The 13,827-nt window shown below is 64.9% G+C and carries 12 protein-coding genes; 7 read left to right on the top strand and 5 right to left on the bottom strand.

Annotated elements, in window-relative coordinates; all coding sequences use genetic code 11:
• Nucleotides 1-50: 50 nt before the first annotated feature.
• Complete coding sequence (locus AB4068_RS02880; RefSeq protein ID WP_441432602.1) at nt 51-707, top strand: NAD(P)H-binding protein; 657 nt, start codon at nt 51-53, stop codon at nt 705-707.
• Between the two features lie 88 nt (nt 708-795).
• Complete coding sequence (locus tag AB4068_RS02875; protein ID WP_441432601.1) at nt 796-2,367, top strand: Na+/H+ antiporter; 1,572 nt, start codon at nt 796-798, stop codon at nt 2,365-2,367.
• Between the two features lie 63 nt (nt 2,368-2,430).
• On the opposite strand, the gene AB4068_RS02870 is transcribed toward AB4068_RS02875, so the two are convergent.
• The gene (locus AB4068_RS02870) at nt 2,431-3,636 is read right to left on the bottom strand and encodes an ROK family transcriptional regulator (RefSeq protein ID WP_306959004.1); all 1,206 of its coding nucleotides are present in this window, start codon (nt 3,634-3,636) and stop codon (nt 2,431-2,433) included.
• Between the two features lie 108 nt (nt 3,637-3,744).
• On the opposite strand from AB4068_RS02870, the gene AB4068_RS02865 reads away from it, so the two are divergent.
• Nucleotides 3,745-5,439 carry a glycoside hydrolase family 13 protein gene (locus tag AB4068_RS02865; RefSeq protein ID WP_306959003.1) on the top strand — a complete coding sequence of 565 codons (1,695 nt, stop codon included), beginning with the start codon at nt 3,745-3,747 and terminating at the stop codon, nt 5,437-5,439.
• Nucleotides 5,440-5,544: 105 nt separating this feature from the next.
• On the top strand, nt 5,545-6,510 hold the full coding sequence (locus AB4068_RS02860; protein WP_441432600.1) for an aldo/keto reductase: 966 nt from the start codon (nt 5,545-5,547) through the stop codon (nt 6,508-6,510).
• 108 nt (nt 6,511-6,618) lie between these two features.
• Here AB4068_RS02860 and AB4068_RS02855 read toward each other — a convergent pair whose 3' ends face one another.
• Genes AB4068_RS02855 through AB4068_RS02840 form a run of 4 tightly spaced genes read right to left on the bottom strand, consistent with a single transcriptional unit; the run spans nt 6,619 to nt 10,473 of the window.
• Nucleotides 6,619-7,539, bottom strand: a complete 921-nt coding sequence (locus AB4068_RS02855; RefSeq protein ID WP_441432599.1) for a TauD/TfdA dioxygenase family protein — start codon at nt 7,537-7,539, stop codon at nt 6,619-6,621.
• Between the two features lie 53 nt (nt 7,540-7,592).
• On the bottom strand, nt 7,593-8,501 hold the full coding sequence (locus AB4068_RS02850) for an ABC transporter permease (protein ID WP_441432598.1): 909 nt from the start codon (nt 8,499-8,501) through the stop codon (nt 7,593-7,595).
• A complete protein-coding gene (locus tag AB4068_RS02845) occupies nt 8,501-9,424 on the bottom strand; it encodes an ABC transporter ATP-binding protein (protein ID WP_441432597.1) in 924 nt (307 codons plus the stop codon). Before AB4068_RS02845 ends, AB4068_RS02850 begins: the two co-directional genes overlap by 1 nt.
• Nucleotides 9,425-9,426: 2 nt before the next feature.
• Nucleotides 9,427-10,473, bottom strand: coding sequence for an ABC transporter substrate-binding protein (locus tag AB4068_RS02840; RefSeq protein WP_284991056.1), 1,047 nt, complete (start codon nt 10,471-10,473; stop codon nt 9,427-9,429).
• A gap of 434 nt (nt 10,474-10,907) precedes the next feature.
• On the opposite strand from AB4068_RS02840, the gene AB4068_RS02835 reads away from it, so the two are divergent.
• The 3 genes from AB4068_RS02835 (at nt 10,908) to AB4068_RS02825 (ending at nt 13,819) form a co-directional block, all read left to right on the top strand.
• Nucleotides 10,908-11,771, top strand: a complete 864-nt coding sequence (locus tag AB4068_RS02835; RefSeq protein WP_078108043.1) for an HpcH/HpaI aldolase/citrate lyase family protein — start codon at nt 10,908-10,910, stop codon at nt 11,769-11,771.
• A 306-nt stretch (nt 11,772-12,077) separates the two neighbouring features.
• Nucleotides 12,078-12,302, top strand: a complete 225-nt coding sequence (locus AB4068_RS02830; RefSeq protein ID WP_059387331.1) for a DUF3188 domain-containing protein — start codon at nt 12,078-12,080, stop codon at nt 12,300-12,302.
• Nucleotides 12,303-12,319: 17 nt separating this feature from the next.
• Nucleotides 12,320-13,819 carry an FAD-dependent monooxygenase gene (locus AB4068_RS02825; RefSeq protein ID WP_441432596.1) on the top strand — a complete coding sequence of 500 codons (1,500 nt, stop codon included), beginning with the start codon at nt 12,320-12,322 and terminating at the stop codon, nt 13,817-13,819.
• The last annotated feature ends 8 nt before the right edge of the window (nt 13,820-13,827 follow it).

Below are 13,827 nucleotides of genomic sequence, written 5' to 3'. Positions count from 1 at the left end.
CTGCGGGCGGGCTTGGCCGCTTCGCTTGACCACTGCGACAGAATGGGTCCATGAGTCGAATCGCAATCATCGGCGGCCACGGCAAGGTGGCCTTGCACCTGTCCCGCATCCTGAGCAACGAAGGTCACGCGGTCACTTCCTTCATCCGCAATCCGGAACACGCGCCCGAGGTCGAAGTGACGGGTGCGGCCCCGGTGGTGCTCGACGTCGAGAATTCGACGACGTCGGAGATCGCGTCGGCGCTTGACGGCCACGACGCCGTGGTGTGGTCCGCGGGGGCAGGCGGAGGCAATCCGGAACGCACCTATGCCGTAGACAGGGATGCCGCCATCCGATCGATGGATGCCGCGGCACAATCCGGCGTGGCCCGCTATGTGATGGTGTCCTACTTCGGCGCAGGACCCAGCCACGGCGTTCCCGAGGACAACAGCTTCTACGCCTACGCGGAGGCCAAAGCCGCGGCGGACGAGTACCTGCGCGCTACTGATCTCGACTGGACGATCCTTGGCCCGGGTGCGCTGACCAGCAATCCGGGGTCTGCGCTCATTGAGGTAAGCCCCGCGGACCCGAGTACCGGGACGGAAACTTCACGGGCCAATGTTGCCTTGGTGGCTGCCGCCGTCTTGGAACTGCCCGAGACTGTCCGCCGCACCATCGAGTTCAGGGACGGCTCAATGCCGGTGGTGGAGGCTCTCACCGCGTCCTAACCGCGCCCCGCCGGGATATGTTGGTAGGGCTAGTCCCTCGGCAGGCGCCCGGGACGCCGCCGCTACGACGTCTGGGGAAATCGGGAACATGGACCAGTTGGCTCTCATTGTTGGACTGCTTCTTGCAACGGTCGTGGCCGTGGGCCTGGGGGACCGCTTGCGGCTCCCGTACCCGGTGCTGATGCTCTTGCTGGCTGCGGCTATGACCTTCATTCCGGGCTTCCCGGACTTTGATCTTGCGCCTGAACTGATCCTCCCGATCTTCCTTCCGCCGCTGCTGTTCGCAACCGCCCAGAAGAGTTCCTGGGCCGTCTTCCGGGTCCGGTGGCGGACGCTTCTGCTCATGGCTGTGGCGCTCGTCGTGGTATCGACGGCGGTTGTTGCCGGTGCCGCGTGGCTCATGATTCCGGGGATCGGCATTCCTGCGGCGATCGCACTCGGTGCCATGGTGGCCCCGCCGGACCCCGTCGCGGTTGAATCCGTTGCCGGACGCGTCCACATGCCGCGCAGGCTCATCACCGTGCTGCAGAGCGAGGGCTTGTTCAACGACGCCGCCGCGATCGTGATCTTCCAGGCCGCGGTGGCGGCGACGGTTTCCGGCACCAAGCTGGGTGCCGGCGTCGTGCTCCAATTCGTCATCGGTGCTGCCCTTGCCGTCATTGTCGGCATTGCGATGGGCTGGTTGACGAGGCTCATCACCCAGCTGGTCACCTCCATGGTGGCCCGCAGCGCCGTGACCCTGGTGATTCCCTTCGCTGCCTACATCCTTGCGGAAGAGCTGCACGCCTCGGGAGTGATCGCCGTCGTCGTCACCGCCCTCGAAACGCAGCGGCACGCGCGGTCCCAGGACGCCGCCGAGCGCGTCACCCGCACCGCCTTCTGGGACGTGGTGGAACTTCTCGCCACGGGCCTGGCGTTCGGCCTTGTGGGGCTGGAGATCCGGCATGTGATCCGGGACGAAGGGGCGGCCATATATGGCATGATCGGCCCCGCCGTGGCGGTGTGCGTGCTCGTGTTCGTTGTCCGGTTCGCTTGGCTCGGGCTTTTGGCAATCTCGGCCCGCAAGCGGAAAAACCTGCTGCAGCCGGCCTCGCCCAAGGAGGTCCTGATCCTGACGTGGTGCGGCATGCGCGGCCTCGCGACGCTGGCCCTCGCCTTGGCCCTTCCTCTGACTATCGCAGAGGGCAGCGACTTCCCTGCCCGCCACGAGATCCTGGTCATCGCCTGCGCGGTACTGCTGGCCACCCTGGTGCTGCCGGGGCTGACCCTTCCGTGGCTCATGCGCGTGCTCAAGGCGTCCGAAGACGGTTCGCACGAAAAGGATGCCGCGCGGCTCCTGGCCAAGCGCGCCCAGACCGCCGCCATCTCCGCACTGAAGGAACACGATCTGATGAAGGAGTTGCCGGCGGACAAGGTGGCCCTCGTCAAGGAAAAGATGACCCGCCTGCATGCCGAGTTGCTTGACGGGACATTGAAGAACGAGTCGGACGCCGAAAAGGGACAGCGCGGCAGGGAACTGGCGATCGCGGTCCAGACCATCGCCCTCGACGCCGCGCGCCAGGAAGTGGTCGCCGCGCGGAGCGAGCCCGGCATGGATCCCGAGGTCGCGGACAGGGTCCTGCGCCAGCTGGACCTCCGCACGATGGCGATGCCGGAATAGCCCCGGGCGCCTAGGACGCCGACGAGTGCGCCGACGGGAAACCCGGTCAAGCCGTCGAAGAGCCTAGGCCCGCCTCAACACCAGATCCAAGGAGTTCTTCTCCACGCGGTCCAGGGCATGGCGCACCGCGCCGACACCCACAATCGCATCGCCCAAAGGGGACGCGGCCAACCGCGGGGGAGTGGCTGTGTAACTGGCCAGCTTCCGGGCGGCAGGCTCAAGAAGGACCGACGCCGAATCCGCCACCGCGCCGCCGATCACCACGAGTTCCGGGTTGAGCAAAATGGCCACCGTCGAGACCACCCGGGCCAGTCGGTCCGAGAGCCGGTCCAGGATGTCCAGCGCAACCTTGTCACCCTGGGCCGCAGCGGCGAACACGTGTTGGGCCGTCACCTCGCCGCCCGGCGCGGCCGCGGTCCGCAGCGTCGTTTTCGACTCTCGCGCCAGGGCTTCTGCCGCCCATAGCCTGGCAAGCGCGGCGAGGCCGTCGGCGGAGCCCACGCCCTCGACCATGTCCAGATAGGCCATTTCACCCGCGCCCCCGGCAGTACCGTGCAGCAAACGGCCGGATTCCACCAGGCCCGCACCGAAACGCTCCCCGGCCAGGAGTACGGCCAGGTCCTGGACGCCGCCGCCCGCACCGCGCCAACATTCGCCCAGTGCCGCCAAGTTGGCATCGTTCTCCAGTACTACCTCCCATCCGTGGAGATCGTGCAGGGCCTTCTTCAGCCCGACGTCGAACAGGCGCCAGAACGGCTGGCTGACGAGGATGTTTCCGTCGCGGCCCACCGGGGCGGCGAGCCCCACCGTCACCGCCAGGACTTGGTCCGGCGCCACTCCGGCAGCCTCGAGGGCGAGCAGCGCGGTTTGGCTGATCACCCCGATCCGTTCCTCCGCTTCGATCTCCCTTCCGCGGAATGGCTTGCTCGCCCGCCCGACCGTTTTTCCGCGCAGATCGGCCACCACCACAGTGGTCTTGAGGACGCCGACGTCGATCCCCAAGACGCAACCGGCACTTTCGTCGAGTTCGAAGCGCCGTGCGGGGCGGCCCTTCTGGTACGCGCCGAAATCGCGCTGGTTCTCCAACTCGCGGATCCAGCCCCGGGCCATGAGGTCTTCGCATACGGAAAGGGTGGTGGCGCGGGTCAGTCCGGTAGCGTCCATCAGCTCCGAAACGGTCACTGCGTTGGAGGAACGGATGACCCCGAGCACGGTGGCCGCGTTGAAGCGCCGGAGCATCTGCGGAGTGGCAGTCGCGATATCAGGCATGGCTGTTGACCTTCTGTAGGTATGCGTCACATAATACTTGAGGTACTAAATTTAGATTCTAAATAAAAGTCCCATCCATCGAAGCGTCGACACAGAACAGGATTCCCTTTGTCCTCCACCGCCACCATGGCAACTCACAACGACTCCGAGCGCATGGCCGATCCCAACTGGTGGCGCCAAGCGGCTGTCTACCAGATCTACCCGCGCAGTTTTTCGGATGCGAACGGCGACGGACTGGGCGACATCAAGGGCATTACCGCCAAGGTTCCTTACCTGAAATCCCTCGGCATTGACGCCGTCTGGTTGAGCCCGTTCTACCCCTCGGCCCTGGCTGACGGTGGTTACGACGTCGATGACTACCGCAACGTGGACCCCAAGCTGGGCACCCTTGCAGACTTCGATGAGATGGCGGCCGCACTGCACGCTGCGGGCATCAAGCTGATCGCGGACATCGTCCCGAACCACTCCTCTGACAGGCACGAATGGTTCAAGGAAGCGTTGGCGTCACCGAAGGGCTCGGCTGCCCGTGAACGCTACATCTTCCGCGACGGCCTGGGCGAGAACGGCGAGCTGCCCCCGGCGGACTGGGACTCGATTTTCGGCGGCCCGGCCTGGGAGCGCATCACCGAACCGGACGGCACCCCGGGACAGTGGTACATGCACATCTTCACCAAGGAGCAGCCGGACTTCAACTGGGACAACCCCGAGGTTCGTGAAGACTTCCTGAAGACCCTCCGCTTCTGGTCCGACCGTGGCGTGGACGGCTTCCGCATCGACGTCGCCCATGCCCTCACGAAGGACCTGCCGGAGGTCCTGCCCTCCAAGACCGAGCTGCCCAAGGAAGGCGAAAACGCCTTGGGTGAGCACCCGTTCTGGGACCGCGATGAGGTGCACGAGATCTACGCCGAGTGGCGCAAGGTCTTCAACGAGTACAACCCGCCCCGGACGGCCGTCGCCGAAGCGTGGGTCCACGCGGACCGCCGCGCCCGCTACGCCAGCCCCGAAGGACTGGGCCAGGCGTTCAACTTCGACCTCCTCCAGGCCGATTTCGACGCCGAACAGTTCCGCACGATTATCACCAAGAACCTCGGCGAGGCCGCGGCATCCGGTGCTTCGTCCACCTGGGTTTTCTCCAACCACGACGTCGTTCGGCACGCCACCCGCTACGGCCTGCCCGCAGGCGGCGGCCGGGACGGCCTGGGCCAGGACGGCAAGCAATGGCTGCTCGACGGCGGTTCGGCCGCCGAGGTCGACGCCGAACTCGGCTTGCGCCGCGCCCGCGCAGCGTCGTTGCTCATGTTCGCACTGCCGGGTTCCGCGTACCTGTACCAGGGCGAAGAACTTGGCCTGCAGGAAGTCGGCGACATCGCGGCCGGCCAGCGCCAGGACCCCGCGTTCTTCCGCAACCCGGGAGTGGACGTCGGCCGGGACGGCTGCCGTGTCCCGCTGCCGTGGACCAGTGAAGGTTCCTCGTTCGGTTTCGGCGAGGGACATGCCCACTTGCCGCAGCCTGAATGGTTCGCGGGCTACGCAGTGGAGGCGCAGGACAACGTTCCCGGCTCCACGCTTGAGCTGTACCGCAAGGCCCTGGAACTGCGTTCGGAACTGCGGGCGGCCGAGGACCTTGAATGGATCCCCTCCGGCAACGAGTCGGTGTTGCACTTCGCGCGGCCCAACGGCTGGCAGTCGGTGACGAACTTCGGCACCGAGCCGGTGGCACTTCCGGAAGGCACCGTCGTCGTGAGCAGCGCACCGCTCGACGGCGGCAAGCTCCCGGCAAACACGACCGCCTGGATCGTCTAACCCGCTAATCCGCACCCCCCTACCCAACTGGCCCGCAGTTAACGTCGTTTTGAAGGCTGTAAACGACAACAACTGCGGGCCAGTTGCACGTGAAAGAGTTGGAAAATGACTGCACAAAGTGAAACAGCCGCGGGCCGGCTCATCTACGGCTGCATGGGCCTTGGAGGTCCCTGGGAAGGCAGCGAATACGCAGCTGCCGAGATCGAGCAGGCCGCGGCCGCGATCGAGGCCGCCATCGGCATCGGGATCACCCTGTTCGACCACGCCGACATCTACCGCACCGGCAAGTCCGAGGCCGTCTTCGGTGAAGTCCTGGCTCAGACGCCGGGGCTGCGGGATAAAATCCAGCTCCAGACCAAGTGCGGAATCCGGCTAAGCCAGCCTGGGGTCGACGGACACTACGACCTCAGCAAGGACGCCATCCTGGAGCGGGTCAATGGAAGCCTGGAACGGCTGAGGACCGACTACGTCGACGTGCTGCTTCTCCACCGCCCCGACCCCCTGATGGAACCCGCGGAGGTGGCGTCCGCCGTCGGGCAACTCATGGCGGAAGGCAAGGTGCGGCAATTGGGCGTGTCCAACATGTCGGGCGCGCAGATCGCTTTCCTGCAGGACCGGCTGGAGGTGCCGATCGTGGCCAACCAGCTGGAAATGAGCCTGCACCGGCGGGCATGGCTCGAGAGCACGGTCCTGGTCAACCATGATGATGCCCTCGGCTACAGTTTCCCGCACGGCACTTTGGAACACTGCGTCGCGCAGGGGATTGAGCTGCAGGCTTACGGTTCCCTCGCCCAGGGCCGGTACACGGGCTCGACGCCGGATGCCCCGACTGCCGCGGACGCTGCGACTTCCGCTCTTGTCGCCGAGCTTGCGGAAGCAAAGGGTGTCACTCCCGAGGCCGTGTTGTTGGGGTGGCTCATGAAGCATCCGGCACGCATTTCCCCGGTGCTCGGCAGTTCCAACCCGGCGCGGATCGCTGCCTGCGCGGACGCTGCCGCCGTTGCCGCAGCCATGACGCGCGCCGAGTGGTATGGCCTGTGGGTGGCTGCGCGGGGCAGCAAGCTCCCCTAAAGCGCGTTAAACCCAACTAGCTCGCATTAGATGTCGTTATGAGCCCTGAAAACGACATTAAATGCGAGCTAGTTGGGCTAAGGCAGCTACAACAGCACATGCGTGCTACTACAGCGGCGCGACAACTGAGTAGGTGCTCGAGTCACCTTGGATCGACTGGCTCGGCTTGCCGTCCACGCCCACCGGGATGTCGCCGGCGATAGTCACTCGGTTGAGCTTGCGCGGCTGGCCGTCGTAGTTGTCCGGCGCGTAGTGCTGGGTGATGCGGTTGTCGAAGAGCACCAGCTGGTTCGGCTCCCAGTTCACGCGCACCACGTTCTCCGGACGGGTGACGTAAGCCTGGAGCAAGCGGATGATGTCCTTCGACTCGGTGTTGGACAGCCCCACGATCCGAAGGCGCTGCGCGAAGCCCCCAATGAACAATCCGCGCTCCCCGGTCAGAGGATGGACACGCACCACGGGGTGGGCGGTTTCGAACTTGATTCGGGTGAATTCCTTGCGGCGCTCATCGGCGTTCTCATGTTCCAGGTTCTTCGGCACCGAGTAGTCGTAGTCGTTGGTGTGGACCGCCCAGAGCGTGTCCGCGAAGTTCCGGAGCTCGTCCGGCAAGTCGGCGTACGCTCCCGCCGAAGAAGCAATCAGGGTTTCGCCTCCATAGGACGGAAGATCGATGCTGCGCAGAGTGGAAGCCTGCGGCGGGTTGACCACGAATGTGACGTCGGTGTGCCAATTGTTGGCGGAACCGTTCTCGCTGTCCACGGGCAGGACGTTCTCTTCGCCCTCCACGGAGGCCACGGTCGGATGGGCAGTGGTGAGCGGGCCGAAATGGCTGGCGAATTTCACCTGGGCCTCGTCGCTGAGGATGTTGGCCTCCCGGAAAACGAGGGCCTTGTGTTCGTTGAGCGCGGCCCGGATCTGCCCCACGGTTTCCGGGGAGAGATTGCCGCTAAGGTCGAAGCCGCGGATTTCGGCGCCGATCCGGGATCCGAGCTTGGCGAATTCGAGTTTGGTTTCGGTAATGATGGACATTTTTGTTCCTTTTCTGTTGTGACTTGGTTGTGACTAGATGGATGGATTGACGGTCAGGACCCGCTCCCGACGGCGGTCCGCCAGCGGGAGAAATGCCGTTCCAGGGCTACAAGGAGGAAATTCACGGCCAAGCCCAGAAGGGACACCGTGAGGATGCCGGCGTACATGTCCGGGATGAGGAAACTGCTCTGGGCATTCACGATCAGGTAACCGAGCCCGGCCTTCGCCCCCACCATTTCCGCGGCGATCAACACCAGGATGGAGGCTGTGCCGGCCATGCGGATTCCCGTGAAAATGGTGGGCACCGCGGAAGGCAGGATCACTTTGCGGAAGAGCGAAAGGCTTGAGAGGCCGAGCGACTTCGCGGCCCGGATGAGCAGCGGGTCCACCGTCTTCACCCCGGCGATCGTGTTCAGCAGGACCGGAAAGAACGCCGCGTAGGCCACGATGCTGATCTTGGACTCCTCGCCGATCCCCAGCAGCAGCGTGAACACAGGCAGCAGGGCAAGCGCGGCTGTGTTCCGGAACAGTTCCAGGAGCGGGTTCAGCACCGCATTGAGCCGCCCGTACCAGGCGATCAGCAAACCGAGGGTTACGCCAGCCACGAGGGCTGCGCCGAATCCCGTCACCGAACGGGTGAGGCTCGCGGCCAAATGCGCCTGGATGGTGCCGGATTCGAACAGCTTCCCCCATGCTTCCAGGACCACGTGCAATGGCGGCAGGAATACCCGGGTCGAGGGGCTGGCCAGATATGTCGGCCCGAGTTCCCAGAGAGCCAGGAAGGCGATGATCCCCGCGGCCTTCCACAGGCCGGAACCGGCGCGGGCGGCTGCGGTCCGCACAAAGGCGAGAGTCGCCGTCGTGTTCCAACGCACCGTCTCCGCCGGACCGGAGTGCCCGACGGCGGGAGCTTGCTTGGGTGCGGCGCTCGCCGCGGGCTGTTGCGTGAGAGTCGTGGTCATCAGGCCGCGCTCCTTTCGAGTGTTGTTCCCGGGACTTCATCCGGGGCCGTGCCGTCGGGCAGGATCTTGCGATGGCCGGCATCCTGGGCAAGGCGGACTTCGTCGTGCAACAGGGTCCAGACCTTGTGCCGCTGTTCGACGAAGGCGGGGTGCGAGCGGATGTCGTCCTCGCCGTCGCGGTCCGGGATGTCCACGTCCACGATTTCCTTGAGCTGTCCGGGCCGGGCGCTGAGGACGGCGACGCGCTGCCCCAGGTACACGGCCTCGTCGATGCCGTGGGTGATGAAGACGATTGTCTTGCCCGTGGCCCGCCAGATCCGCAGGAGTTCGTCCTGGAGTTGTTCACGCGTCTGGGCGTCCAACGCGGCGAAGGGTTCATCCATGAGGAGCACATCGGGCTCGTAGGCGAGGCTCCGGGCAATGGCCACTCGCTGTTTCATGCCGCCCGAAAGCTCATGCGGGAAACGGTCCTCGAAGCCCGCCAAGCCAACCAGTTTGAGGTATTCGCTTGCCTTGGCGGCACGTTCGCGGCGGTTGAGCTTGCGCCCGTCGGTTCCCTTGCCTTCGAGTCCGATCGACACGTTGGCCGACGCCGTGCGCCAGGGGAAGAGTGCGTACTGCTGGAAAACCACGGCACGGTCCTTTCCGGGTCCCGTCACTGGCTGGCCGTCCACCAATACCTCGCCGGAGGTGGGCGTGGACAGGCCAGCCAGGAGGTCCAGCAAGGTGGTCTTGCCGGAACCGCTGGGCCCCACCAAGGTGAGGAATTCGCCGTCGCGCACGTCCAAGCTGAGGGAACTAATGGCGGTCAGTGTGGTGGGCTCTTTCGCGCCTGGCTTGCCTGTCGCGCCGGCCCTGCCGCCTTTTCCGGGGCGGACGGTGAATTGCTTGGTGACATTTCGGAGGCTGATTTTGGCGGTCATCACTATCCCTTCGCGGTACTTGGGGTTGGGGCGCTTGCTGCGAGATCGTTGAATTTGTTGGTGTAGTACTTCGACGGTGTGAGGTCGTTCTTGACGATCCCCGAGCTCTTCAGCCACGCGGACCAGCGGGTGAAGTCCTCGTCCTTGATCACGCCGTTGTCGGGGACGCCAGGGCTCTTCCAGTACTGCAGGTTCGCGGTGCTCTCATTGCGTCCGCGGGCGTCGATGATCTTCTTGAAGCGCGCGATCACTTGGTCGCGCGGCGTCTCGGTCTCCCACTTGATGGCCTTGGCCACGCCCGTAGCGAAGATCCGGGCTGTGTTGGGGTTCTTGTCGATGAAGTCGTTGCGGAGCACGTACTGCCCGCCGGCAAAGGTGCCGAAGAGTTCATAGTCGTTGAAGAGCGAGCGCAGTCCACCGGCGGCAACGGCATGGTCCTGCAGGACCCCGCCCAGGCTTCCAACATCCACCTGGCCGCGGCGTACGGCTTCTTCGGTGTCGTTGGGCGCGAGCACTACCAGCTGTACCTGCTTGATTTCGTCCTGGCTGAGGCCGTTCTTGCTGAGGTAGGTGTTGATGACGGCTTCCGAATGTGCGCCCAGGGTGTTGACCGCGATCTTCTTGCCGATGAGGTCCCTGGCGGTCTTGATGGGGCTGTCCGCCTTGACGTAGAAGCCGTTGAAGGTCTTGGCATCTTCGCCGTAATAGTTCACGACGGCGGTCACGGGAGCCCCTGCCTCGATCAGCTTCACGACGGCCCCGGCGAACGCGCCGCCGAAGTCGGTCTGGTTGGTGGCAGCCGACTGGATGTCCTGGGGGCCGCTGGTGGTGTTGCCTACCCAGTTGAGTTTGATGTCGCCCAGGTAGCCAAGGTCCGCCGCCAGTTCAGGGAGGCCGACGTTGTTGGCCGAGCCTTGGTAGCGGAGTTCTTTGACTTCGGCTTGACCGGCTGTTTGGTCTCCCGCTTGGGCATTGCCGCCGCAGCCGGTCACCGTCAGCGCAAGTACGACGGCGGCCGCGACGCTTAGCAGGGGCTGGTGCAGTTTCATGGGAGCTACTTTCTGGGGAGTGGAATTCGTGGGTCCGGACCTGTTCTGGAATAGACCGAACTGCCGGTGGGAACGATGTAAGCGCATGTCCACTGGTCAGGGGAAGCCCGGCAGTAACCCTCGGAAACGCCGGGAAACCGGGGGCAATCCGGCGAAATCCCCGCGCAACTCCGGGCAACAGGGGGACACATTTCGCCCTGCGTCGCTGGGTTGAGCTGGTTTGAGCTGGTTTGAGCTGGTTTGAGCTGCGGGCTCCCCAAAGCGCGCCAAACCCAACTAACTCGCATTAGATGTCGTTTTGACGGCTCATAAGGACAACAACTGCGAGTCAGTTGGGGGCGGGGCCTCCTGTCACAATCGTTTTGTTCGTATTGATGCTCACACCGGTGCCCGATTCTTAGCGTTCCCGGCGGCTGGCCGGATACGGTAGATACATGACGTCTAGCACCGCCGCCGAGTCCATTCGGTCCACCCGCAACATTCCCGCCGAGATTGCACGCTCCTGGCTCCTCGTGAACGCCATGAAGACGGARCTTTTCGACCAGTCGGCCTCATCGCGTGCGGACGCCATCATCCTTGACATCGAAGACGCCGTGGACCCGTCCCAGAAGGACATTGCCCGCGAGAACGTCATCAACTGGCTGACCGCCGGCGGCCAGGCATGGGTCCGCATCAACGACGCCACGAGCCCGTTCTGGGCCGATGACCTCGCCGGACTGCGTGGCACGCCCGGCCTGCTGGGCGTCATGCTGGCCAAGACCGAGTCCGCGGACCAGGTCACCGAGTCCTTCCACCGCATGGACGGCAAGACCCCGGTCATCCCGCTCGTGGAGTCGGCCCTCGGCATCGAGGAAGCCAACCACATCGCTCGCGCACAGGGTGCCTTCCGCCTCGCCTTCGGTTCGGGCGACTTCCGCCGGGACACCGGCATGGCCGCCACGCCGGAAGCGATGGCCTACCCGCGTGCCAAGCTCGTCGTCGCCAGCCGCGTGGGCAACCTGCCGGGCCCCATCGACGGCCCCACCGTCGGCACCAACCACCCGATTCTGCGCGAGCAGACCGGCATTACGGTGACCATGGGCATGACCGGCAAGCTCTGCCTGGCCATTGACCAGACCACGGTCATCAACGAGGTCATCAGCCCGACGCCGTCGGACGTCGCTTGGGCCACCGACTTCATGAACGACTTCGAAGCCAACGGCAGGGTCATCCGCGACGGCTCCGACCTCCCGCGCCTGGGCCGCGCCGAAAAGATCATGAAGCTTGCCGTTGCCTTCGGGGTCCAGCCCTCCCTCTAAGGGCTCCCTCCGACGCTAGAGCTCCCGCCGACGCTAGCTCACTTACATCCGGTTTTTTCAGGACGCTCGCTCACTTTTGACGGCAATTCCCGAAACCCTCCTGCAGATGATCTGCGCGAGCGTTGGTGGATTGGCGGCCATAGGTGAGCGGGCGTCCGCCCGCGACTTGCCATAGGTGAGCGGGCGTCCGCCCGCAACCGCTTATTTATGAGCGGGCGTCCGCCCCCAACCGCTTATTTGTGAGCGGGCGTTCGTTGGTGTTGGGTCCTGACTCGACGCTTCTGACAAGTGCCCTAAACTTGGGGGGTGCTGAACGAATTCTGGGCCACGGCCTCTACCGCCTACAAGACGCTGGTTTTCAGCGCGATGGGGCTTATCGCCGTCGGGATCATCCTGACGATTATCGGCAACACCTCCCATAACCAAGGCCTTGCGCTGACGTCATTGTTCGTGATCGGGCTCGGCCTGGTCCTGCATGTCGTGGGCATGGTGGTCCGCGGACAGCAGGTCCGCAAGGGCTTGAAGAAGTAGCCTGGCGGAACATGGCGATGACCAAGCATGCGGTGGTAATCGCCGGAGGAGGCCCCACAGGGTTGATGCTGGCGGGCGAACTGGCGTTGGCCGGCGTCGACGTCGCGATCGTCGAGCGACGTCCCAACCAGGATCTCGCCGGATCCCGTGCAGGCGGTTTGCACTCACGCACCATCGAGGTCCTCGATCAGCGCGGAATCGCTGATCGCTTCCTGTCCGAGGGGCAAATAGCCCAGGTCGCGGGGTTCGGCGGCGTCCGTTTCGACATCAGCGACTTTCCCACCCGGCACAACTACGGGCTCGGGCTGTGGCAGAACCACATCGAGCGCATTCTGGCGCGCTGGGTCGCCGAGCTGACCGTGCCGATCTATTACGGACGCGAGGTGACCGGTTTCGCGCAGGACGCTACCGGCGTCGACGTCGAGTTGTCCGACGGCGGGCCGTTGCGCGCGGAGTACCTCGTCGGGTGCGACGGCGGCCGCAGCCTGGTCCGCAAAGCAGCCGGCATCGAGTTCCCCGGATGGGATCCGACCACCAGTGCCCTGATCGCCCAGGTCGAGATGGCCGAGCAGCCGCCCTTGGGCGTCCACACCAATCCTTTCGGTATCCACTCCTTCGGCAAGCTGGATTACAAGATTCTCGACGGCAAGGTGGTCTACGCGGATGGCGGGCCCGTGGGGGTCATGGTGACCGAAGAGCACATCGGACCCACCACCGAACCGACCCTCCAAGACCTGAGCAACGCGCTCATCGCCGTATGCGGGACGGATTACGGGGTCCACAGTCCTATCTGGATCTCCAGGTTCACCGATATGACCCGGCAGGCCGCAAGCTACCGCGACGGACGGGTCCTGCTCGCCGGCGACGCGTCGCACGTTCATGCGCCCGACGGCGGACAGGGCCTCAACACCGGCGTGCAGGATGCCGTGAACCTGGGATGGAAGCTGGCCCAAGTGGTCAAGGGGACATCGCCGGAAAGCCTCCTCGATAGCTACCATGCCGAGCGCCATCCGGTGGCCGCCCGCGTGCTGCGCAATACGATGGCGAGTGTCGCGCTTCGCCGCCCGGACGACCGCACGAAGGCTGTGGGCGAGGTCATGGCCGAGCTGCTCGGCATGGAGGAACCGCGCAAGCGCTTCGCCGCGATGCAATCCGGCCTCGACGTACATTACGACGTCGGCAATGGGCACCCGCTGCTCGGACGACGCATGCCCGATCTCGACCTCGTCACCGCGGACGGGCCGATTCGCGTCTTCAGCCTGCTGCACGATGCCCGGCCGGCGCTCCTCAACCTCGGCGAACCCGGCACCATCGACATCACACCCTGGGCAGACCGTGTTCAGCTGATAGATGCCACATACCTTGGTGCGTGGGACCTTCCGGCACTCGGCGAGGTCAGTCCTCCTGCCGCCGTGTTGATCCGGCCCGATGGATACGTGGCCTGGGTGGGAGACGGCACCCAAGCGGGCCTTGCCGACGCGCTCACCAGATGGTTCGGACCGCCTGCCTCGGGGTAGCGGTCCGG

Source organism: Arthrobacter sp. 2RAF22 (assembly GCF_052115325.1).
Taxonomy (GTDB): Bacteria; Actinomycetota; Actinomycetes; order Actinomycetales; family Micrococcaceae; genus Arthrobacter.
The sequence above is the reverse complement of the archived record's forward strand: the minus strand, read 5'-3'. Positions and strand labels throughout refer to the sequence as shown.

Excerpts from the sequence above, each read along its gene's own strand:
- AB4068_RS02875 (WP_441432601.1), top strand. The coding sequence starts at position 796 with ATGGACCAGTTGGCTCTCATTGTTGGACTGCTTCTTGCAACGGTCGTG.
- AB4068_RS02825 (WP_441432596.1), top strand. The coding sequence starts at position 12,320 with ATGACCAAGCATGCGGTGGTAATCGCCGGAGGAGGCCCCACAGGGTTG.
- AB4068_RS02845 (WP_441432597.1), bottom strand. The coding sequence starts at position 9,424 with ATGACCGCCAAAATCAGCCTCCGAAATGTCACCAAGCAATTCACCGTC.
- AB4068_RS02840 (WP_284991056.1), bottom strand. The coding sequence starts at position 10,473 with ATGAAACTGCACCAGCCCCTGCTAAGCGTCGCGGCCGCCGTCGTACTT.
- AB4068_RS02870 (WP_306959004.1), bottom strand. The coding sequence starts at position 3,636 with ATGCCTGATATCGCGACTGCCACTCCGCAGATGCTCCGGCGCTTCAAC.
- AB4068_RS02860 (WP_441432600.1), top strand. The coding sequence starts at position 5,545 with ATGACTGCACAAAGTGAAACAGCCGCGGGCCGGCTCATCTACGGCTGC.
- AB4068_RS02850 (WP_441432598.1), bottom strand. The coding sequence starts at position 8,501 with ATGACCACGACTCTCACGCAACAGCCCGCGGCGAGCGCCGCACCCAAG.
- AB4068_RS02855 (WP_441432599.1), bottom strand. The coding sequence starts at position 7,539 with ATGTCCATCATTACCGAAACCAAACTCGAATTCGCCAAGCTCGGATCC.
- AB4068_RS02880 (WP_441432602.1), top strand. The coding sequence starts at position 51 with ATGAGTCGAATCGCAATCATCGGCGGCCACGGCAAGGTGGCCTTGCAC.